Raw genomic sequence first — 21,261 nt, forward strand, 5'->3', positions numbered from 1 at the left:
AACGGAACATTCGCAATGACCACAGTTACTCAAGACTTACCCAATTCCCGCAAACGCAAGCTCGTATTGCTGGGCATGACCCTGGTGTTCATCCTGATCGGGATCGCTTACGCCATCTATTACGTGCTGGTGTTGTCGAAAGAGATGGATACCGACAACGCTTACGTCGGCGGCAACCTGGTCAACCTGACTTCGCAGGTGTCGGGCAACGTGCAGGAAATCCGCGCCGATGAAACCCAGATGGTGCAAGCCGGTGCGGAACTGATCAAGCTTGATCCTATCGATGCCGACGTCGCGTTGAGCCAGGCCGATGCGCGCCTCGGCACGACAGTGCGGCAGTTGCGCGAACGCTACTCGAATGTGGCGCAGTACGATGCCACCATAGAGCAGCGCAAGCTGGTCCTGCAGGATGCCGGCGACGACCTGGCGCGCCGCCTGCCGCTGGCGGCAGATCACACCGTGTCCGGCGAAGACGTCGCCCATGCGCGGCAAGCCGTAGCCAACGCCAAGGCCTCGCTTGAGGTGGCGATCAAGCAGGCGGATGCGAATCGCGCCGGGATAGCCGGCGTCAGCCTCGAACAGCATCCCGGCATATTGGCGGCCAAGGCCGATTTTGTGCAGGCCTGGCTTGCCGTGCGGCGCAACGCGATATTGGCGCCGGTGGCGGGTTATGTGGCAAAACGCAGTGTGCAGGTCGGCAACCGGGTCACGCCAGGCACTGCCATGATGTCGATCGTGCCGCTGGACCAGTTATGGGTGGATGCCAATTTCAAGGAATCCGAACTCAGGGACATCCGCGTCGGCCAGAGCGCCAGCATAGAAGCCGATGTGTATGGCGGCAAAGTGGTTTACCACGGCAAGGTGCTGGGCTTGTCGGCCGGCACCGGCAGCGCCTTCTCGCTGCTGCCGGCGCAGAATGCGACCGGCAACTGGATCAAGGTGGTGCAACGGGTGCCGGTGCGGATTTCGCTGGATGCCGGTGAGCTGGAAAAACACCCGTTACGGGTGGGGCTGTCGACTGTCGTCACGGTCGACGTCAGTCGTACGGATGGCCCGATGCTGGGAATGGCCATGCCAGCAGCGCCTGTGTATTCCACAAAGACGCTGAGCCAACCGGTGCCGGAGGCGGAAGCCGCGGCGGATGCAATCGTCAAGAAAAACCTGGCCAGGTAAGGCCGGCCGCAGCGGCGCCGATGGCCCAATTAATTCAAGGAGGAATGAAAATGAATCCTCAACATCAATCCAAGCTGGCAGGCGATCTGCCGCAAATCGCCGATGAAGCGCTTCTGTATCCGGAAGAAAAGATCGGCGTCAGCAAAATCGAGGTGAAGCAGGCAAGCATGCAGTTGACGGCCATTCTCGGCGGTTTTGTCGAGGTAGATCGGCTACTGCTGGCCTGGGGCGCAAAAACCGACGAGCCGATTGCCTGCGCATTCGAGGTGACCTTCCTGGATGGCTATAAATTGGAAGGAGTCTATGAATACTGCTGTAAAACCGCCAAACGGCTGTCTCTCAGCAATTTCATCCGCTCTTGCCTGTTGAAGCCGCAACTTGAAAACGCAGCTGATCGCAAACAAAAATTCAAACGTGTGGTGGACCGCGCCGGAGAGATAGCCGGCGTATCTGTGCTCGATCATTATGAAATCGAGCGTACCGGGTGACGACGATGCAATGCTACGGACTGCTCAGGGCTGCTACCTGTAATTAATTCGCTGATCCCGTTTGGCGAGTTTCAGCAACCGTACGCCTTGCGTCCGTTAAGCCACCGATAACGTCCGCCGCGCGGCCCGGTATGGCAAGTTGCGTCTTGGGAGGTGCGGCGCCGGAACTGCCAGGGTGCCACTGGATGCGGGGCGGACCATAATCCTCTCCTGCTGTCGCGCGCCATTGAACTGCGTAAGCATGGTGTTTTGTTTTCCCATCCAGTGTACGGTCCGTCTGGCTACGGCGTGACTTGGAATCGTTCAATGAGCGTCTTTCGGCGCGGTCCTCCACTTGCCTGGTCAGCGTCGGCCGCAACTATTATTCGTTGCCGTGCGGTCGGTGCGCCACCAGTTGCCATCGGCCCTTGCCCGCTGCAGTAACTGACCCTGCGGGCATCGCCTGGCAGCCCCACTCCGGACGAACCTGGAAAATAAAGTTGTAGACAATCGAGTTTGAAGACCCGCTGCCCAAGCCTTTGTGCAACGCGGTGATGTTACCGGCGATCAGATTCATGCGATACCGGTGCAGGCTAAACCTTAAGTCTAACAAGCGCTTTGTTCTTTGATGAGTACATCTCGCTCTGGTTTACCGATCCGTTTAAGGATCATAGAAGACACTACCGATAAGAAAATGGATATCAATCCGATGCAACATGTGATTGGCTTCCTGAAAAGATGATTGCTAATATTGCCCAAGAGCAATCGACTGGAGCGATGGCGATAGTCGGGCTTTTGTGGAGGTTGATTCTGGCACCCGAACTGAATGCGTCTCCAGCGGTAATTGTTCGGTGTAAATGGTCACTGGAAGCTCAGCAAAGAAAGAAAACAAGAAATGTCTGTTGCTCAAAAAGTATTCTCGGGATTTTGCATGATTGCCGCGGCGTGCCTGTGCTTTTACCTGCTGACAGCCGCTGATCAACCAGACAGCGCCGAACTCACGCTGACAAGCGCCCGGCAATCGGACGGCGCCATGCCATTGCCGCAGTCCGATGCCAAGTTCCAGTCAACGGCGGATTCTTCAGATGAAGGCAACCTGCGTTGCGCCGACATGGCGCTGAGCAACCCATACGGGCGGGGCGCCTCGAACTGTTTGAATGATCCCGAACCGTCGGTCCCTGCCGCGGATGGAGACGCGAAGATCTTGCGCGCCAAACTGGATCTGGTATGGCCATGCCAGGGAATCCAGCAACCGAGCGCGGCATCGTCTGAATGCACCAAGATCAACGCCGACGCGGCAAGTCTGGTCAGGCAGCTCGAAACGCTGGCAGAGCGGGGCGACAGCCAAGCTCGCACCGATCTGTCGAATCTGGTGCAGAGCCGGAAAAAAAGCGCTACCGGTGAATATTTAGATGCGCTTGCCCATGCAGAAGCCCGGATCTCGCACGGGTCGATCAGTGGCGGAATCGAAGCGGAGAAACAGATTTCTCGGCCGCCCCCGGCTTCCGCCGACGGTGCATGACTCGTGGACGACACAAGGGTATTTCGCTTACCTGAGACCAAGCTGACGCGGTCCGCTCAAACCGAGGTATGGCGGGTTTGCCGGCATCGGCTCACTTCATCGACGTTCACATTATTAGGCACTCAACACAATACGTTTTTGCTGCAATGGATTTTACGGGGAAGTAATGGCCTGTGGAATGGAGTGTCGAGAGACATGGTATCGAAGTAAATAACTATGGAGACTGAAATGAGAAATCATTGCGTGCAGTTGGGGTTGAATGGGCACCGTTCGTTGAGTAGGCATGCCGTAGGTACAATAAATCGCTTTTTAGTGCTTTTGGCGGTCATGGTATTTTTCAGCGTGGGTATGTTGCCAAAGGCTTCGGCCGCCACAAGTACTTGTGATATTTACGCTACGGGAGGTACGCCGTGCTCTGCGGCCCACAGCACAGTGCGCGCCTTGTTTGGGGCGTATAACGGCAAGCTGTATCAGGTCAAGCGCGCATCTGATGGGGCCACCATGGATATTGGCACATTAACGGCCGGCGGTATTGCCAATGCTGCCGCACAGGATACTTTCTGTGCTGGTTCTGTATGCACCATCGCAACGATCTATGACCAGACCGCAAATGGAAACCACTTGACCGTTGCGCCGGCCGGGGGAAACGGTAGCGCAGACATCACGGGCAGTGCCACCGCATTGAAGGTGACGATTGGCGGAAAGTCTGCTTATGCGGTCTATATCTCCGCGGGCGTCGGGTATCGGCGTAACAACACCACAGGCATTGCAACCGGCAGCGCATCAGAAGGCGCATATATGGTTACGAGTGCTACCCATGTGAATAATGGATGCTGCTTTGATTATGGTAATGCCGAAACAAATAACAATGATACTGGCAATGGGCACATGAATGCGGTCTACTTTGGCACTCTGTGCTGGTTCGCATGTACCGGATCTGGTCCCTGGGTCATGGCAGACCTTGAGAATGGTCTATTCCTGGGCGGCAACGGAAGCAATACGAATAATACTGGCCGCAATACCACTTTTGTCACGGCCATGATTAAACAAGACGCCACGACATATTCCATCAGGGATGGCGATGCCCAAACTGGCGCGTTAAAAACCGATTATGCGGGGCCGCTGCCTACTACGTCAGGGTATGTGCCTTTCCACAAAGAAGGTGCCATTATTTTGGGTATCGGCGGCGACAACAGCAAGGGGGCAGTCGGCAATTTCTATGAAGGCGCAATGACAGCAGGCAAGCCTTCTGATGCAACCGAAAATGCCGTGCAGGCCAATATCGTTGCAGCGGGTTACAGCGGCAATGCCCTGAGTTCTTATAAAAAACTCGTCAACCAAAATAGCAGCAAGTGCGTGGACGTTCAGCAACCCAACACCAGTGCGGGTAGCAATGTCGACCTCTACGGGTGCAATGGATTTGCCTGGCAGAATTGGCAAATGGTGGACTTGGGCAACGGATACTCCAGTATTTATAGCGAGAACAGTGGCATGTGCCTGGATGTCAGCGGATCTTCCACAGCCAATGGCGGCAACGTGATCCAAAATACCTGCGGCAGCAGCACCAGTCAGCAATGGCAGGTAACAACGACCGCCGCTCCCTGGTTCCGCCTGACCTCGCGCAATAGCGGAAAGGTGTTGGATGTTGCCAACTGTGGCACGGCCGACACGACCAATATCCAGCAATGGGACTGGCTCAATAATGCTTGCCAACAATGGAAGTTGCAATAACTATTCTTTTATGAAGAATGGATTCGACTAATATCCGGTTGAACTAAACCAAGACGCGGTGGCTGGTCCTCATGGGCCGCCACCGCTTTTTATTAACCCTCCGATCCCGTTTCGGCAGGTTTCAGCAACCGTACGCCTTGCGTCCGTTAAGCCACTGATAGCGTCCGCCGCGCGGCCCGGTATGGCAAGTTGCGTCTTGGGAGGTCCGGCGCCGGAATTGCCAGGGCGCCACCGGATGCTGGGCGGACCATAAGCCGCGCCTGCTGTTGCGTGCCATTGTTTCGAGCGCCTTCAATGTACCGTCGTTGCGTGCGGAAACCCAGGCCATGCCGCGCTCCACCTGCGTCCGTCCGGCATCGATGCCGTTGCAGCGCACCGTGGCGACTGTGCGGCCGAAGCGGTCGATGGCGATGGCGTCGTATTGCGCATCCTGGCCGGAGCATAGCTGGCGCAGCGATCGCCTGGCCTGGCGGCCGAACGCCTGTTTTATTTCCGGGGCATCGATGCCAGCCAGGCGAAGCTTGAGCCGGTTGCGTCCGACCTGCACAGTCATGCTGTCGCCATCGGCCACGCTGATGACCTTGTGCGCGTGTGCCGCCAGCGGCGCGATCAGCAGAAAAGCGGCAAGCAATATTCTCATTTACACTGAAGCATGGGAAGCAGGAATGACACACGACTGATCCGACAGCTTACAGAGGAACGGCAATGAAGAATATAAGAGGTATCGTATTCGATCTCTACGGCACGCTATACGACGTGCATTCGGTGGCGGCCGCCTGCGACGCCTGTCATCCGGGCCGGGGGCGCGAAATCAGCGCGGTCTGGCGGCAGAAGCAGCTTGAATACACCTGGCTGCGCAGCCTGATGGGCGACTATGTCGATTTCGAGCAGCTTACCCGCGACGCCCTGGTGTTTACCTCCGGGCAGCTGCGGCTGCCGCTGGACGATGCGGCGCTTGCGGCGCTCTGCGCGGAATACCTCAGGATTGCGCCATACCCCGAAGTGCCGGCCGCGCTGGCAAGGCTGCAGGCAATGGGATTGCCGCTGGCGATCCTGTCCAACGGCTCGACCAATTCGATTCACAGCGTGGTAACGGCATCCGGACTGGAGCAGCGCTTCGCGCATCTGATCAGCGCCGACACTGTGCGTATCTTCAAGCCGCATGACAAGGTGTACCTGCTGGCCGAACAGCAGATGCACTGCGATCGTTCGGAACTGCTATTCGTCTCCTCAAATGCATGGGATGCGTCCGGTGCGCTGCATTTCGGTTATCCCGTTTGCTGGATCAACCGGATCGGCAACACGTTTGACGAGCTGGGGCAATCGCCCGACCATATCGTGCAAGGACTGGACCAGCTGGCGGACTGGCTGCAAACACGGCAGCCTGCCGCTTGACCGTATTTAGCTCAACAGCCTTTCACGTTTCTGCTCTTCGTCGAAAAACAGTCGCGACGGCTTGATCAGGTCGCTGCGGCTGATGATGCCGACCAGGCGCCGGCTTTGCAGGTCGCTGACCACCGGCAGCCGTTCCAGGTGGTGGGTCGCCATGCGCGCAGCCGCGATGCGGCAGGTCTCCGACGGCAGCGCAACCAGGGCGGCGGACTGTTCCAGGTAGGCCGGATTGAACAGAGTCGTCAGAGGATTGCTGCCGTCGGCTTGCGGGCTGAAGCTGCTGCGTTCGACCATGCCCATCAAACCTTGGTTGATGTCGACCACCGGGTAACAGCGGTGCATCTGCTGTGCGCTGAAATGGCGCTCCAGCGTTTCAGCGATAGTGAGGCTGGCAGGAATCGCCGTTACCGCATGCGTCATCACTTCATCCACATGCTGCCGTTCCAGCGGATCGACGCCGTATTCGCGATAGATGTGGTAACCGCGCCGGGCGATCTTTTCAGTCATGATCGAGCGTCGCATGGTCAGCACGGTGAAACCGTAGGCGACGCCGGTGGTGAGCAGCAGCGGCAGCAGGGCATTGGTGTCGTGGGTCAGGCCGAAGGCGAACACAGCGGCGGTGAGCGGCGCGCCCAGCACGCCGGCCAGCACCGCGGCCATGCACACCAGCGGCCACAGGTGCGCATCGCCGCCTGGCAGCCACGGCGCCAGCACCGTGCCCAGGCCGGCGCCGATAATCAGCAGCGGCGCCAGCACGCCGCCGGAAGTGCCGGAGCCGAGCGCAATCACCCAGATCACGGCTTTCACCAGCAGCAGGCTGAGCGCCAGCTGCAAGGCCAGGTTGCCGTTGAGCAGGTCGCCGATCACATCGTAGCCGACGCCCAGCGCCCGCGGCTCGAAATAACCGCCTATGCCGACCGCGATGCCGCCCAGCGCCGGCCACCACATCCAGTGCAGCGGCAGTTTGCCGAACAGGTCTTCGACCCGGTACAAGGCAGTCGACATCAGCGCCGACAGGGCGCCGCCCAGGATGCCGGCGACGACGCAGGAGAACAGGGCGCTGAGACCGATTTCGTGCGTCTGCAAGGGGAACAGCGGGCCGGCGTCGAGCAGCAGCGGCCGCGTGAATCCGGCTACCGCGCAGGCGACGATCACCGGCAGCAAGCTGCGCGGGCGCAATTCGAACAGCAGCAGTTCCACCGCCAGCAGCACCGCTGCCACCGGCGTGCCGAACACCGCGGTCATGCCGGCAGTTGCGCCGGCCACCAGCAAGGTCTTGCGCTCGGCCGCGGTCAGGTGGAAATGCTGGGCGATCAGCGAGCCGATGGCGCCGCCGGTCATGATGATCGGGCCTTCGGCGCCAAACGGGCCGCCGCTGCCGATTACGATACCGGACGACAGCGGCTTGAGGATGGCCACCTTTGCCGACATCTTGCTTTTACCGAACAGGATCGCTTCGATCGCTTCCGGGATCCCGTGGCCGCGGATTTTTTCCGAACCGAAGCGCGCAATCAGGCCGACGATCAGGCCGCCGACGACAGGCAGCACGATCACCCAGGCGCCAAGATGATGGTCGGCGGGCGAGCGGTTGGCGAAAGACAGCGTCTGGTAGAAGAACAGATTGGTGAACAGCCGGATCAGATTCAGCAGGGCATAAGCCGCCAGGGTGCCGAAGCCGCCGATGAGCACCGCGATCAGGGAAATCCTGAGCAGTCGCGTGTCGGATGCGAAATCGCGTTTGTGGGAATGCTGTTTCGAGGACATGGTGGATTCTCAGGTGTTGATGGTCGGGACGCGGAAGATGTCGGCCAGGGTGTTCAGCTCGGCATGGTGCAGTTCGGCCAGCTTGGCGAGGCAGCGTTCGCCGGCCGGCAGCAGGTGGATGTTCACCTGGCGGCGGTCGACCTCGCTGTTGCGGCGCTGCACCAGCTTGAGTTTTTCGCAGCGCGACACCAACGCCACTACGCTGTGATGCTGCGACTGCAGGCGTTCGGCCAGTTCGCCGACGCTGGCCCAGTCGCGGCCGGGAGTACCTTTCACATGCAGCAGCAGCAGGTATTGCTGGGGAGTGACGCCTTCGCCTTGGGCGGCTTCTTCGCTGAAGCGCAGGAATTTGCGCAGCTGGTAGCGGAATGTCGACAAGGCTTCAAAGTCTTGCTTGGATAGTGCGTGGGATGGCATCTTGCGACCGCTTCTTCGGGTGACTGGATTCTTGAGACCGCAAATATATCACAATACGATATATATTTACCCGCTGCCCGCATCGGCCTTTGGAATAGGAAAATAGTAATAAAATGCAACTTCCATCAACGCAGGAAGAGCAGATGAATCCGGATCGCAGCAAGGTTGCAGAGTTGCCGACAGAACTTTTCGGTCAGCAAAAGGACTGGACCGCATGGCTGAAAAAGAACCACGGCAAGTCACCCGGAATCTGGTTGCGGCTGGCGAAGAAAAATGCGGAACAGGCCTCGGTGTCCTACCAGGAGGCGCTGGAATCGGCGCTGTGCTACGGCTGGATCGATGGCCTGAAAAGGGCTGAGGATGCAGATTACTGGCTGCAGAAATTCACGCCGCGTTCAGCCAGAAGCATCTGGTCCAAGATCAATCGCGACAAAGCCTTGCTGCTGATCGAGAGTGGCCGGATGGCGCCGGCCGGACTCAAGGAAGTCGAACGCGCCAAAAGCGATGGCCGCTGGGATGCTGCCTACGACTCGGCCAGCAAGGCGACCGTGCCGGCTGACTTCCAGGCGGCGCTGGACGCCAGCCCGCAGGCGCGGGCTTTTTTTACTACCCTCGACAGCGGTAATCGATACGCGCTCCTGTTCAGGATCCAGACCGCCAAGAAAGCAGAGACTCGTGCCAAGCGGATTCAGGATTTCACCCTGATGCTCGAAAGACACGAGAAATTCCATTCTTGAATCCTTGCTTCCTGCTGCCCCGGTTCAGGTAACGATAACGGTGCCGGTCATGCTTTCATGGCCGGAGCCGCAAAAAATATCGCAGTGAAAAGGGAATTGCCCGGCCTTGTCCGGCGTGAAGCGGATCCTTGCGGTAGTTCCTGGCAAGATGTCGGTACGCACGCCAAAGTCGGGCAGGGCGAATCCCATCACCACATCCAGCGTGGTGAATTCAAGGGTCACCGGCTGGTTCTTTTTCAGGCGGATTTCACCGGGCGTGAAATCGAATTTCTTTGCCACCACCTTGATGACGCGCTCCTGGTTCTGGGCGGTCACCGCCGCGGCGGATAACGCCAGGCCGCCTGCGCCGACCCCAGCCAGCAGCAGGCGACGCTTATGGTTGATAGTCATGGTCATCCTTTCTGCACCGGCAATTCAACGATCTTGAAATCCGTCTTTGGCGCCGCTTCCGCTTCGATTTCGCGATAACCGAGGCCGCGATAGGGATAAGCATCGTCCCAGGCCAGCGGCGTGCGCTTCGGTTGCGAACCGGGCGCCGGCAGCGGGAAGATCAGAGACTTGGCGGCGTGATGCGCGATATGCCCCGTCATGTGGTGATGTGCCTGGTGGATATGGCCGTAGAACACGGTCACGTTGGCATGCGGCATCAGCAGTTCCACCGCCTTGGCGCCGTCGCGGGTGGCCCAGTCCCATTGCGGATACAGGTCGAACAAGGGGCGGTGCGTGAACACCACGATGTTGGCGTCTGCCGGCAACGGCTGCAGTTCGGCGGCGAGCCATGCCAATTGCTGCTCGCCTATGCTGCCGGCCGGGTCGGAGACATTGTCGAGCACGATGAAAAACACGCCTTTGTGCTCGAAACTGTAGTGGGTTTTGCCGAAAAACTCCTGGTAGGCGGCGCCATTGTCGAGTGAAGCATCGTGCTCGCCTGGCATGAAGCGGACATCCTTGACCTTGAGCTCTGCGACGATTTCCTTGAATTCGCGCAGCCTCTTGCGGCGTTCCAGCGGATCGTCCGTGGTGTGTGTCAGGTCGCCGGTGAAGACGATGAAATCCGGCTGCTGCTCAAGGCTGTTGACGGCCTGGACCGCTTTTTTCAGCGTGCCGCGGGCATCCGGATTGGGCGCTCCTTCGAAACCCCAGTGGGTATCGGACAGCTGGACGAAAAAAAAGTCCTGGTAGGCATTGCCGGCTTTGGCGGCGGCGCTGGCCCAGCCGCTCAGGCCGGAAACGTAGATAGCGCCGCCCAGTCCGGCCAGCTTGAGGAAACTGCGCCGTTTGATGGCTTGGTCCATGATATCTCCCGTGGTTACCGTGGTTATTGCGATCACTTGATCGACAAAACCCTATACCGGTGTACCCTGTGATTTATTCCCGCATAAATCATTTTTTTTCGGGAATAAATTCTTCACATCAGCGGTCTTGTGTCTCATGAACCCTGGAAACGCGTGAATGCTAGTCCCGACCAAAAAACAGCGATTCCAAGCAAACGTGCTGCCGCACTTGAACTCCGCGTTCAACCTGGCGTGCTGGCTCACGCGCAGCCGCCAGGATGCGGAGGACGTGGTGCAGGAGGCCTACCTGCGTGCCTTCAAGTTCTTCGACGGTTTTCACGGCGACGACAGCCGCGCCTGGCTGCTGACGATCGTGCGCAATACTTTCTACACCTGGTACCAGGAGCAGCAGAAGCAGCGGCAGGAGACGGCATTCGACGAGGAGATGCATGATTTCGGCGCCGTCGACGTGGCAGGCATGGCATTCGCCGACAACAATCCGGAGACGCTGCTGATGCAGAAGGACAGCGAGCGCCAGCTGCAGCAGGCGCTGCAGGCCTTGCCCCTGGAATTTCGCGAAGTGATGGTGATGCGCGAGCTGGAAGAACTGTCCTACAAGCAGATTGCCGCCATCGTCGGCATTCCCATCGGTACCGTAATGTCGCGCCTGGGGCGCGGCCGTAAATTGCTGGCGGCAATCCTTGCGCCGGCCAGGCAGGAGGCATGATGGATCATCAGGAAACACTGGAGCTGTTGCCGGCTTTTGCGGACCAGGAGCTCGGCATAGTCGAAACGCAAGAGGTGCAGCGCCATCTTGACAGCTGCCCCGATTGCCAGCGCGAGTATGCGGCGCAGCGTATCGTCAGCGCCCGCTTCAAGAAGGATGCAATATATTTCAATGCGCCGCCGCATCTGGCGCAGCGCATCGGCAATGCCTTGCCGCCGGAACCGGCACGCGCCGGCTCCCGGCGTTTCAGCTGGATCAGCCTGGGCGGCGCCTTGGCCGCCGGGCTGGCCCTGGTCTTGGGCCTGGGTTTGTATCTCAACCTGCCATCGGACCAGGAACGGCTGACTGACGAGGTGGTCGCCAGCCACGTGCGTTCGCTGCAGGTCGATCACCTGTCGGATGTGGTTTCAAGCGACCAGCATACGGTAAAGCCCTGGTTCAACGGCAAGCTGGATTTTTCTCCGCCGGTGGTCGACCTGGCGCCGCAAGGCTTCCCGCTGGTCGGCGGCCGCCTCGACTATCTGGCCGGGCGGCCGGTGGCCGCGCTGGTTTATCGGCGCGCCAAGCATCCGATCAATTTATACATCTGGCCGAGCAACGAGCGCGACGCCGCGCCGCAGTTGCAAAATCATCAAGGTTATCACCTGGTGCGCTGGACCTGGGACGGCATGAACTACTGGACAATATCCGACCTGGCCGCAAATGAACTGCAAAATTTCGTAGGGCTGGTGCGTTCCACGGTGCGCCAATAGCGGGGCATTCAGGTTCGATAAAAATATTGATTTCGCAACATGTTGCCCTGTCATCGCCTTTCTTTTACGCTGGCCGACAAAGTCATAACATTTTCTTGTTTGACAGATGCCTGTCCGTGGATAACAGTGAATAGGTCTCGAATCGCAATCACGCCTGCCTGATGAGGGCGTCGCCGCGAATTTTGCAGGAATATGCAATTAACTGCCACTATTGACAGTTCAAGAAGGATCACCAAAAGCGTACTATCAAGGGGATGGAGCGGGCTTTATGCCCGGTGCGCCGCTATTGCGGCGGAGCCGGGTATTCGCTATTTTTCCTGCACGATCGGCAATACCCTTTCCGCCGCAACGGGAAGCCGTGATTTTGCCAGGCAGGATGTTCTTTGTCTTTCGACATTAGGCTAAGGAGATTGCAATGGTTAGGCTGAATGAAGCTACCGTCATTTTTAAAGGGCTGGCTTACGAATTCGACAGCACCGCGGAGGCGGCGGAATTCAAGAAGCGCCTGGAAGCCGGCGGCGATCCGAAACGTTATGCAGATGCATTCAAATGTATTGACATCTATTCAAGCCCGGCAAAGCGCGAGGTGGAAGAAGCCTGAAGTAAACGGCCTTTGCCGGCGCCGGCAAGCGGCGATTGCATCGGCTTGATGTGTGCTAGGATTTCCCTCCGATAAATTCAACGCGCCGGCTGTCTGCCTGCCGCAGCGCTGAACCATCAACAGGAGAACCTATGCAGCTCATCGGCATGCTCGACTCGCCCTACGTCCGTCGCGCCTCGATTTCCCTGCAATTGCTTGGCATCCCATTCGAACACCAGTCGGTCTCGGTGTTCAGCACCTTCGAACAATTCCGCCAAATCAATCCGGTCGTCAAAGCGCCGTCGCTGGTGTGCGACGACGGCCAGGTGCTGATGGATTCCAGCCTGATCCTGGATTATGCAGAAGCACTGGCCGCGCCGCGCAGCCTGATGCCGGCCGCCATCGGCGAGCGCCAGCATGCGTTGCGGGTGATCGGGCTGGCATTGGCGGCTTGCGAAAAAACCATACAGATTGTCTACGAGCGCAATTTGCGGCCGCCGGAAAAACAGCACGAACCGTGGGTGGCCCGAGTCCAGGGCCAGCTGTTTGCGGCTTACCAGGCGCTGGAGATCGAACTGCGCAACAAGCCGCTGGCAGTGAGCAGCAAGACCATCAACCAGGCCGGGGTGAGCACGGCCGTTGCCTGGTCGTTCACGCAGATGATGCTGCCTGAAATTGTCGTCGCGGCCGATTATCCTGCGCTGCAGGCATATTCCGAACAGGCCGAAAACCTGGCCGAGTTCATCGCCGCGCCGCCGCTATAAAATCCAGGGCGCCGCAACTGGTCCCGAGCCCGGCGTCTTCTATTGCTGATGTTTAGCGTTGTGAGCAGCGCCCGTGTCGTCGCACCAGGACGGGCGGGCGTCGGGATCGTCGCATTTCAGGTTCGGATAGGCACAGCCGGCCAGCAGTGAAATCAAGACAAGTATTCCTAGTGCTGTTTTCATGAGAACCGCCCGTGGCCTGGATTTAATTCATCATGCGGCACTGCCGCTGTTCACATTTGTAGAGCTGCTGCTGGCCGTCCTGGCAGCTGACCTGGTAGGTCTCGATGGCGCCGGTCTTGGCGATCAGCGTTGCACCGGGCTGGGCTGGAAGACAAGCGCTCTTGCGCGCCATGCGCTCCACTGTGTCAGATAATTCGCCGCCTTTCCGGCCGGACGACTGTTGCGGCACGTCGATCACTTGCTCGGACGGGCTCAGCGATTCCGACAGCGATACCGGCGCCGGCGCGCTGCTGCGCGGCGGCGTGTAGCTGCGCACGTTGGGTTGCAATGCGCTGCAGCCGGCAAGGAGGATAGCGGCGAGAAATAGAAATGGATTTTTCATGCGTCTCCCAATAAAAATGCATCAAATTGGTGCTGGAACCACCTGTGTCAAATGTATCATCTTTTGGGTATGCATAGCTTGGTTTTAAGTGTATCCCGGGATGACGGAAAAAGGAAACCGCAAGCCGATGCCTGCGGTCCCGGGCAGTTAAACTGTCCGCTTGTCAGTCTGTGCCAGGGCTCTTGATGAAACGCCAGACCAGCAGCGCCGCGCCGCCGTAGGCCATGGCGATCGCGCCGAAAGCCAAGGGGATGCGCAAATCCCAGGCTGGCGCAGCGTGCAGGATACTGCCGATAATGGCGACCCCGACCAGGGCGCCGACCTGGCGGTTGGCGTTCAAGGCTGCGGCGGCGCTGTTCGCATGGCTGCGTCCGGCGACCTGCATGACGGTAGTGGTCATGGCCGGCACCGCAATGCCGACTCCCCAATTGGCGATGGCGACTGCCGTTGCGAACAGCAGATAGGAAGTATGCGGCCGCATGGTTGTCAGCAGCAAGGCCAGCAAAGCTGCCAGCAGCAAGCCGCCCAGCATGGGTAGACGAGCGCCCCAGCGCGCCGTGATGCGGCCCGACAGCAGGTTCCCGACGGAAAATACCGCCATCACCGGCAGCAGCTGCAGGCCGGTGTGCAAGGCGTCGGCGCCGCGCGCCTGCTGCAAGAACAGGCTGAGCAGGAACAACTGGCCGAAGGCGCCGAAATTGATCAGGAAGCCGATCGCATTGGCGGCGGCAAAGCGTGGCGTGGTGAACAATGCGCGCGGCAGCAGCGGTTCCGCACCACGCCGCTCGCGCCGCACCAGCAGCGCCAGGGTAATCACCACCAGCGCCGCGGTCGCCAGGATAGGCGCGGAAGTCCAGCCGTATACCGGCCCCTCGATCAGGGTAAAACACAGGCTGGCCAGTCCCGTGATGCCAAGCGCATGGCTGGCGGCGGGCAGCGGCCGCCAGTGCCTGGGCGCCGCCGGAATCACGGTCTGCGCCAGCACCAGGCCCAGCAGGCCGACCGGGACATTGATCAGGAATACGCTGCGCCAGCCGAAACTGTGGACCAGCACGCCGCCGACCAGCGGACCCATGGCCGCCGCCACTGCCACGATCGCCGACCAGGTGCCCAGCATGCGGGCGCGGACGCGGTCGTCTTCGTAAGCATGGGTCAGCAAGCTGAGCGAGCTAGGCATGAACAGAGCCGAGCCGACACCTTGCAGCATGCGTGCGGCGATCAGGGTATTGCCATCGGGCGCGGCGCCGCACAGCAGCGAGCCGAGCATGAACACCACCAGCCCGCTCAGGTAGATAGCCTTGGCGCCGTAACGGTCGGCCAGCGCGCCACCCACCAGCAGCAAGGCGGCAAAGGTCAGCGTGTAGCCGTCCACTACCCACACCAGGCCGCTCAGCGGCACCGACAGATTGTGCGAGATATCGGACAAGGCGACGTTGACGGCGGTGACGTCCAGCATCGCCATCACAAAGCCGATGGCCAGCGTCAGCAGCGGCAGCAAACCGCTGGGCGCCGTGCGGGCGGCGTTGGCGATGGGGGTGGGACATTGGGCTGACATGGTCGGTTTCTCCTTTTGTGCCGCTGCATCTGCGGGCAAGGCTCTATGGTAGTCCGCTCTGGTGATGTAATAAATCAGTATAATTTCATCAGTCTGATGCAAAAATGCATCATCTAGATTTATCGGATGTCTGGATTGGAGGATTTATGGACTGGGACAGCGCCCGGATTTTCCTCGGCATATACCGCGCCGGCACGCTGCGCGGCGCCGCTGCATTGCTGCAGGTGGATCAGGCCACTGCCGGCCGCCGCCTGAACGGCATGGAGCAGGCGCTGGGCGCGCGTTTGTTCTTGCGCACTCCCACCGGCTACGTACCGACGCCTGCGGGTGAGCTGGCGTTTGCCGCGGCGGAACGGATGGAGCATGCGGCCGACCAGCTGCAACGGCAGATGCAGGGCATCGACGATCGTTTGTGCGGCGTGGTGCGGCTGGCCGCGACCGACACCATGGGCAAGCATTTCCTGATGGTGGCCATGCAGCGCCTGCATGCGGTGCATCCGGATATCCGGGTAGTGCTGAGCACTTCCACCCAGGTCTCGAACCTGACCCGGCGCGAAGCGGACCTGGCGGTGCGCACCATACGTCCCAGTAGCCCGGACCTGATTTCGCGCCACCTGACGCGTCGCGAAGTCGGCCTGTATGCGGCAAAAAACTACCTGAAACTGCGCGGCGAGCCGCAACCCGATACGGCACTGGCCGGCCATGACCTTGTAATCTACCAGCGCAGCATTTCACCCTCCCAAGGCGTGGCCTTGTGCGGCGAAGCCGTCGGCAATGCCCGGGTGGCGATGGAAGTCAACTCCGGGCTGATGATGATCGAAGCGGTGCGCGCCGGTCTCGGCATCGGCGAGCTGCCGACCCACATGGCTGACAGCGATCCGCTGCTGGCGCGGATCTGGCCGCAGCGCGCCGAAGCCTACGATGTCTGGCTGGTGCTGCACGGCGACTTGAACCGCACGGCGCGGGTGCGTGCGGTGGCGGATGCGATTGTCGAAGTGTGCAGCGAAATGTGATGGCGCCCGAAAAAACAGGCTCCTAGAATTTCAATGCGTTGAGATAGCCAGTCAGCTCCAGGTAGCCGCGCCCGACGCGCTGGCCGTTGCGATTGACGGTCACTGCGCCTTCCCAATACACCGATCCGGTCGACAGCCGCGAGTCGAGTTCCTGGTCGTCCTGCAACGGCGCCAGCGACCATTCGACAGCGCCGGCATGCAGCAGCTGCTGCACCGGATAACTGGCGTCGGTACGCGGCGAACGCCAGCTGCGCTGCGGCTGGAAGCTGACCTGCTCGGGCGCGAACTGGGTGACTTTGCCGCCGGCGTCGCGCAAGGCAGCGTGCGCCCACAGCTTGCTGCCGTCGCGGCTGCGGATCTGGAACGCCATCAAGGCTGAACCGTCGTCCAGGTTGGCGCCCAGCCAGTCCCAGCCGACGGCGTCGGCGTCCAGCACGCTGGTCGACCATTCGTGATCGAGCCAGGCGCTGCCGCTGACATCTTGCGCGCGGCCGGCGCGCACCAGCTTGCCGCTGACCTGCAGCTGCGGTTCGCTATAGTAATAGCTGGCTTGCGCCGCTTGCGGCCCCTTGCGCGAATAGCCATGCTGGCCTTGCAACATGGGCGGCTGGCTCGGTTTGAGTTTCAACTGCAAGGTGAATCCGTCGGCGGCGACGCTGGCCTGGTAGCTGCCGTCGGCATTGCGCAGCAAACGCCAGTCGTCCAGCGCGACATCGGTATTGCCCTCCTTGGCGTAGGCCAGCCCGAAGCCGGCGCGCGCGCTTTTTTGCGCATGCAGGAGTTTGCCCAGGCTGGGATCGGACAGCGCGGCATGGGCGATGATCAGCTGGTCGGGCGCGAAGGCGCTCGGATTGGCGCGGTCGTGTTCGGTGGCGGAACGGAAGAAGGTGACCTGGAAACCGATAGGCTTGCCGTCGGGCGTCGCCAGCCAGCCGGTGGCGTACCACCATTCGGTACGGAAATCTGGATGGGCGCCGCTGTCTTGCGGCAATGTCAGCGGCCGCTCCGGCGTTACCTGCGCGAAGCGCGGCGGTGCGGCAAATTGCGGCGGCGCCGCCAGCAGCAAGGCGCTCAGCAGCCAAAACCGGCAGCAGCGGAAAAACATCACCAATCCTCCCGTACCGAATGCAGCACATCGACAGACACCGCACGCAATCCCGCCAGCAAGGCCGTGGCGCCGGCCGACAGCAGCAGCAACAGCGCCACCGCCGCCAGTTCCTGCCACGGCATGTGCAATTCCATGGTCCAGTGAAACGATTGCGGATTGACGATGAACACCAGAATCAGGCTGATGGCCCAGCCCAGCAGGAAACCGACCAGCATGCCGAGCGCGGTCAGCAGGCCGCCTTCCAGCGCCAGCATGGACAGGATCTGGCGGCGCGTGACGCCGACATGGCGCAGCATGCCGAACTCGCGTGCGCGCGCCAGGGTCTGGGCGGAAAAGGTGGCGGCTACGCCAAACAGGCCGATTACGATGGCGACGATTTCCAGCAGGTAGGTGACGGCAAAGCTGCGGTCGAAAATCTTCAGCGTCTGCGCGCGGATTTCCCCTGGCTGGGAGATTTCCAGCGCTGCGCCGAACGGCAGTTTGCGCAAGGCCGTTATTACCGCGCCGGGGTCGGCGTCGCGCTGTAGCCTGAGCGCGGCGTCGGTGACTTCAGTATCGCCGCTCAAGCGCTGGTAGTCTGCCAGCCGCAGCTGGATGGCGCCCGATTGCCGCGCATAATCGCGCCAGATGCCGGCTACCGTGAAGCGATAGGGATGGCTCGCCAGCGGCAGCGTGACTTGCTGCCCGAGGTGGTAGCCGTAGAGGTCGACCATGGCTTCCGAGACCCAGATCGGCAAGCTGCCGGCGGCAATCGCGCTGGCCGGCAGCAGCGGGCCGACCAGCGGCAGCGTACGTGCCGGATCGGCGGCGTCGATGCCGCGTGCAATCAGTATCACCGGCGGCCGCGCCGGGTCCAGCGTGAGCGTCGAGGTGCGCAGGAAATCGGCGCGCGCCACGCCGGGAACCGCCGCCAGCAAGCGCTGCTCGGCAGGCTGCATGGCGCCGGTTTCGCCGCTGCTGGCGGAGCGCGCATACAGGTCCGCCGACAGCAGCTGCTGCATCCAGTCGTCCACCGATATGCGGAAACTGGCGACCATGATTGCCATCGCCACGATCAAGCTGAAGCTGGACAGCACGCCGCCCAGCGCAATCGAAGCTTGCCCCGGTACGTTGGCCAGGCGCGCCAGCACCAGGGTCGCGATGAGGCCGCGGCGGCCTTCCGGGCAGAACCCCAGGCTGAATCTTTGCAGTGCAGAGAATACCAGCGCCGCCGCCCGCGGCATCAGCGTGATGCCGCCGACCAGCAGCAGCGCCACCGCGATATAACCGAAGATGGGCAGGCCGAACAGCGGCGGCAGTTGCGTCAGCAGCGCGCCCAGCAGCAGGCAGGCCAGCGCCGGCCAGGGTGTCGCCAGCCGTGCCAGCGGGGTTTCTTCGCTGCCGGACTTGAGTGCGGCAGCCGGCTGCGCGCGCGCTGCTTCCAATGCCGGCGCCAGGCTGCCGAGCAGGGCGATGCCGCTGCCGAGCGCGAAAAAAACCAGCGCCGCTGGCAGGTCGAACTGTACGCTGGCCTGCACGCCGCCAAAATAGCCGCCGCCCAGGTCGCCGCCAAAAAAATGCAAGGCGGCGGCTGCCAATGCATATCCCAGCGCCAGTCCAAGCAGCGCTCCCAGGCATCCCAGCAGGGCGCCTTCCAGCAATACCTGGCGCAGCAACTGGCTGCGCCGCCATCCGAGTACGCGCAGCAGGGCAAACTGCGAGCGGCGCCGGATCACCGACAGCGCCTGGGTCGAGAACACCAGGAACGCGCCGGTAAACAACGCCACCAGCGCCAACACATTCAGGTTGATGCGATAGGCGCGCGACATGTTGTCGTTGCTGCTTTCCTGGTCCTGGCTGGCGGTGACCTGCAAGCGTTGCGGCCACTCGCCTTGCAGCGTGCGCCTGAAGGCTTCCCGGTTGACGCCCGGCTGCAGCTTGAGGTCGATGCGCGACAGCTTGCCGATGCGGTCGAAGCGCCATTGGGCGGCGCCGATATCCATCACGGCAATGCGCTGCCCGGCCCGGGCCCGCAGCAGGCCGCCCGCCACCCGCAGCTTGACGATGGCGGTGCCGTTGCGCAGCGCCAGCGTTTGCCCGGGCCGGACTTGCAGCCATTGCTGAGCCGCCGGCGACAGGAAGATGGCGTCGTCGGCCAGGGTGTCGAACGGGCGGGCGGGATCGGCTACGCCGGTCAGGTCGGGCGTGATGTGGACGGCGCGGAAGGTGTCGACGCCCAGCACTTTCAGCGCGCTGGCCTGGCCCGGCACGGTGACGTTGAGTTCCAGCACCGGGCTGGCGACCGCCACGCCCTGGCGTTTTGCCAGCTGCGGATAGATGGCCTCGTCGAACAGGCTCTGCATGCCGCGCAGCTGCAGATCGGACTGGCCCGACAAGCTCCTGGTGGCGGCCGAGAATTCGTTGAACGCGGCGCCGTTGATCAGGTCTACCGCATAACCGAGGGCGACGCCGAGCGCGATGGCGGCAATCGCCACCAGCGCCCGCACCGGATGCGCGCGCCATTCGCCCAGCAGCAGCCAGCGCGCCAGCGCCGGAGACCGCTGCAGAGGATTGCCGGTAGCGGCAGGCGAAGTCATTGCGGCTGCAGGCCGTCGGCGCTCATGACCAGGATGCGGTCGGCGCTGGCGGCCGCGGCGGCGGAATGGGTGACCACGATGGCCGAGGCGCCGTTGGCCTTGATTTCCTGGCGCAGCAAAGCCAGCACTTCATGCGCGGTATCGGGATCCAGGTTGCCGGTCGGTTCGTCGGCCAGGATCAGCTTGGGGCGGTGCACCAGCGCGCGCGCAATCGCCACCCTTTGCATTTCGCCGCCCGACAGCTGGCGCGGGAAATCGTTGCCGCGGCCGGCCAGGCCGACCGCCGCCAGCAGTTCCAGCGCGCGTTCCTGTGGCGCGCCGTTGAGCAGCAGGGGCAGGGCGACGTTCTGCTGCAAGGTCAGGTGCGGCAGTACATGGAAGGCCTGGAAAATGAAACCGAGTTTCTGCCGGCGCAGCAGGGTAGCGGCATCGTCGTCCAGGCTCGACATGTTGACGCCGTCGATCAGTATCGAGCCGCTGTTGGCGCTGTCGAGGCCGGCGATCAGGTTGAGCAAGGTCGATTTGCCGACCCCGGAATCGCCCATGATGGCGACATATTCTCCGGCCGCCAGCGAGAAGTCGAGATGCGCCAGCACCACCCGGCCGTGGGCATAGGACTTGCGCAAGCCGCAGCATTCCAGCGCGGGCACGCCGACGGAGACTATGCCGGGGATTACATTGGTTGTCGTTTCGGTTGAGGTGCACATGCAGGCTGGTCGCTTGAACAAGATGGTGGCCAACAGTGTAGAGGAATTGTGCAATGACCGTGTTTTACGTCCATCCGTTGAATTTATAATAGGCACGGTTCGTGCGAAAACCGCATGGCCGCATTATTTTTGGCACAATACGCGCCTCTATCGATTCTTTGCGTGCCTCCATGAACCCGGAACACCTGCAGTTGCTGGTCACCCGCCAGATGCCTTACGGGAAATACAAGGGGCGCCTGATCGCCGACCTGCCGGGCGATTACCTGGCCTGGTTTGCGCGCGAAGGATTTCCCGCGGGCGAACTGGGCGGACTGATCGCCTTGATGTATGAACTGGATCATAACGCGCTGGCACATCTGCTTGAGCCTTTGCGCCGGCGCTGAAGCAACGAACTGAAGAAATAAAGTTAGCTGGTCCCTTTCCTTTCAGCGATAGAA

General features: G+C 61.1%; 24 protein-coding genes. 12 read left to right on the top strand and 12 right to left on the bottom strand.

The features are described from left to right. Positions 1–15: 15 nt before the first annotated feature. Positions 16–1,173 (top strand): HlyD/EmrA/EmrK family protein, encoded by a 1,158-nt coding sequence (locus CFter6_RS10545; RefSeq protein WP_061539881.1) that lies wholly within the window; start codon positions 16–18, stop codon positions 1,171–1,173. Between the two features lie 44 nt (positions 1,174–1,217). Further along, positions 1,218–1,661 (top strand): hypothetical protein, encoded by a 444-nt coding sequence (locus tag CFter6_RS10550; RefSeq protein ID WP_061539882.1) that lies wholly within the window; start codon positions 1,218–1,220, stop codon positions 1,659–1,661. Positions 1,662–2,022: 361 nt separating this feature from the next. Here CFter6_RS10550 and CFter6_RS25580 read toward each other — a convergent pair whose 3' ends face one another. After that, entirely contained in the window at positions 2,023–2,217 is a 195-nt protein-coding gene (locus tag CFter6_RS25580) for a hypothetical protein (protein WP_150118706.1), read from the bottom strand. Between the two features lie 318 nt (positions 2,218–2,535). Between CFter6_RS25580 and CFter6_RS10555 the strand changes: the two genes are divergently transcribed. Together CFter6_RS10555 and CFter6_RS10560 are read left to right on the top strand one after the other, a co-directional pair. Next, positions 2,536–3,162 carry a hypothetical protein gene (locus CFter6_RS10555; RefSeq protein ID WP_150118707.1) on the top strand — a complete coding sequence of 209 codons (627 nt, stop codon included), beginning with the start codon at positions 2,536–2,538 and terminating at the stop codon, positions 3,160–3,162. Positions 3,163–3,390: 228 nt separating this feature from the next. After that, complete coding sequence (locus CFter6_RS10560; RefSeq protein ID WP_236904613.1) at positions 3,391–4,893, top strand: arabinofuranosidase catalytic domain-containing protein; 1,503 nt, start codon at positions 3,391–3,393, stop codon at positions 4,891–4,893. A 121-nt stretch (positions 4,894–5,014) separates the two neighbouring features. Here CFter6_RS10560 and CFter6_RS10565 read toward each other — a convergent pair whose 3' ends face one another. Next, positions 5,015–5,533 carry a thermonuclease family protein gene (locus tag CFter6_RS10565; RefSeq protein WP_082814694.1) on the bottom strand — a complete coding sequence of 173 codons (519 nt, stop codon included), beginning with the start codon at positions 5,531–5,533 and terminating at the stop codon, positions 5,015–5,017. A 65-nt stretch (positions 5,534–5,598) separates the two neighbouring features. Between CFter6_RS10565 and CFter6_RS10570 the strand changes: the two genes are divergently transcribed. Continuing rightward, positions 5,599–6,288, top strand: a complete 690-nt coding sequence (locus tag CFter6_RS10570) for a haloacid dehalogenase type II (RefSeq protein WP_061539886.1) — start codon at positions 5,599–5,601, stop codon at positions 6,286–6,288. Between the two features lie 6 nt (positions 6,289–6,294). On the opposite strand, the gene CFter6_RS10575 is transcribed toward CFter6_RS10570, so the two are convergent. Beyond that, complete coding sequence (locus CFter6_RS10575; RefSeq protein ID WP_061539887.1) at positions 6,295–8,049, bottom strand: chloride channel protein; 1,755 nt, start codon at positions 8,047–8,049, stop codon at positions 6,295–6,297. Between the two features lie 9 nt (positions 8,050–8,058). After that, the gene (locus tag CFter6_RS10580) at positions 8,059–8,466 is read right to left on the bottom strand and encodes a MarR family winged helix-turn-helix transcriptional regulator (protein WP_061539888.1); all 408 of its coding nucleotides are present in this window, start codon (positions 8,464–8,466) and stop codon (positions 8,059–8,061) included. A 143-nt stretch (positions 8,467–8,609) separates the two neighbouring features. Between CFter6_RS10580 and CFter6_RS10585 the strand changes: the two genes are divergently transcribed. Next, positions 8,610–9,203, top strand: a complete 594-nt coding sequence (locus tag CFter6_RS10585; RefSeq protein WP_061539889.1) for a YdeI/OmpD-associated family protein — start codon at positions 8,610–8,612, stop codon at positions 9,201–9,203. 24 nt (positions 9,204–9,227) lie between these two features. Here CFter6_RS10585 and CFter6_RS10590 read toward each other — a convergent pair whose 3' ends face one another. Beyond that, positions 9,228–9,593, bottom strand: a complete 366-nt coding sequence (locus tag CFter6_RS10590) for a cupredoxin domain-containing protein (protein WP_236904615.1) — start codon at positions 9,591–9,593, stop codon at positions 9,228–9,230. A 2-nt stretch (positions 9,594–9,595) separates the two neighbouring features. After that, positions 9,596–10,498 carry a metallophosphoesterase family protein gene (locus CFter6_RS10595; RefSeq protein ID WP_061539891.1) on the bottom strand — a complete coding sequence of 301 codons (903 nt, stop codon included), beginning with the start codon at positions 10,496–10,498 and terminating at the stop codon, positions 9,596–9,598. Between the two features lie 157 nt (positions 10,499–10,655). On the opposite strand from CFter6_RS10595, the gene CFter6_RS10600 reads away from it, so the two are divergent. From CFter6_RS10600 to CFter6_RS10615, 4 genes are all read left to right on the top strand, one after another. Beyond that, entirely contained in the window at positions 10,656–11,204 is a 549-nt protein-coding gene (locus CFter6_RS10600; RefSeq protein WP_061539892.1) for a sigma-70 family RNA polymerase sigma factor, read from the top strand. Then, positions 11,201–11,956 carry an anti-sigma factor family protein gene (locus CFter6_RS10605; protein ID WP_082814696.1) on the top strand — a complete coding sequence of 252 codons (756 nt, stop codon included), beginning with the start codon at positions 11,201–11,203 and terminating at the stop codon, positions 11,954–11,956. Before CFter6_RS10600 ends, CFter6_RS10605 begins: the two co-directional genes overlap by 4 nt. Before the next feature lie 415 nt (positions 11,957–12,371). After that, a complete protein-coding gene (locus tag CFter6_RS10610; protein ID WP_014005830.1) occupies positions 12,372–12,557 on the top strand; it encodes a hypothetical protein in 186 nt (61 codons plus the stop codon). 131 nt (positions 12,558–12,688) lie between these two features. Then, entirely contained in the window at positions 12,689–13,300 is a 612-nt protein-coding gene (locus CFter6_RS10615; protein WP_061539894.1) for a glutathione S-transferase, read from the top strand. A 39-nt stretch (positions 13,301–13,339) separates the two neighbouring features. Here CFter6_RS10615 and CFter6_RS25990 read toward each other — a convergent pair whose 3' ends face one another. The 3 genes from CFter6_RS25990 to CFter6_RS10625 form a co-directional block, all read right to left on the bottom strand. Beyond that, positions 13,340–13,483, bottom strand: a complete 144-nt coding sequence (locus CFter6_RS25990; protein ID WP_167351375.1) for a hypothetical protein — start codon at positions 13,481–13,483, stop codon at positions 13,340–13,342. A 22-nt stretch (positions 13,484–13,505) separates the two neighbouring features. Then, positions 13,506–13,865, bottom strand: a complete 360-nt coding sequence (locus CFter6_RS10620) for a hypothetical protein (RefSeq protein ID WP_061539895.1) — start codon at positions 13,863–13,865, stop codon at positions 13,506–13,508. 163 nt (positions 13,866–14,028) lie between these two features. Beyond that, on the bottom strand, positions 14,029–15,420 hold the full coding sequence (locus tag CFter6_RS10625; RefSeq protein ID WP_061539896.1) for an MFS transporter: 1,392 nt from the start codon (positions 15,418–15,420) through the stop codon (positions 14,029–14,031). Between the two features lie 146 nt (positions 15,421–15,566). Between CFter6_RS10625 and CFter6_RS10630 the strand changes: the two genes are divergently transcribed. Next, a complete protein-coding gene (locus CFter6_RS10630; protein WP_061539897.1) occupies positions 15,567–16,433 on the top strand; it encodes a LysR family transcriptional regulator in 867 nt (288 codons plus the stop codon). Between the two features lie 22 nt (positions 16,434–16,455). Here the strand turns inward: CFter6_RS10630 and CFter6_RS10635 are convergent, their stop codons facing one another. From CFter6_RS10635 to CFter6_RS10645, 3 genes are read right to left on the bottom strand one after another with little or no spacing between them, the layout of a single operon-like run. Continuing rightward, positions 16,456–17,538, bottom strand: coding sequence for a lipocalin-like domain-containing protein (locus CFter6_RS10635; RefSeq protein WP_061539898.1), 1,083 nt, complete (start codon positions 17,536–17,538; stop codon positions 16,456–16,458). After that, positions 17,538–20,117 carry an ABC transporter permease gene (locus CFter6_RS10640; protein WP_061539899.1) on the bottom strand — a complete coding sequence of 860 codons (2,580 nt, stop codon included), beginning with the start codon at positions 20,115–20,117 and terminating at the stop codon, positions 17,538–17,540. Before CFter6_RS10640 ends, CFter6_RS10635 begins: the two co-directional genes overlap by 1 nt. Beyond that, positions 20,114–20,824, bottom strand: coding sequence for an ABC transporter ATP-binding protein (locus CFter6_RS10645; protein WP_061542307.1), 711 nt, complete (start codon positions 20,822–20,824; stop codon positions 20,114–20,116). The genes CFter6_RS10640 and CFter6_RS10645 overlap by 4 nt, the downstream gene beginning before the upstream one ends. Before the next feature lie 170 nt (positions 20,825–20,994). On the opposite strand from CFter6_RS10645, the gene CFter6_RS10650 reads away from it, so the two are divergent. Next, on the top strand, positions 20,995–21,207 hold the full coding sequence (locus CFter6_RS10650) for a DUF3820 family protein (protein WP_061539900.1): 213 nt from the start codon (positions 20,995–20,997) through the stop codon (positions 21,205–21,207). Positions 21,208–21,261 lie beyond the last annotated feature (54 nt).

The organism is Collimonas fungivorans (assembly GCF_001584145.1).
Lineage (GTDB): Bacteria > Pseudomonadota > Gammaproteobacteria > Burkholderiales > Burkholderiaceae_D > Collimonas > Collimonas fungivorans.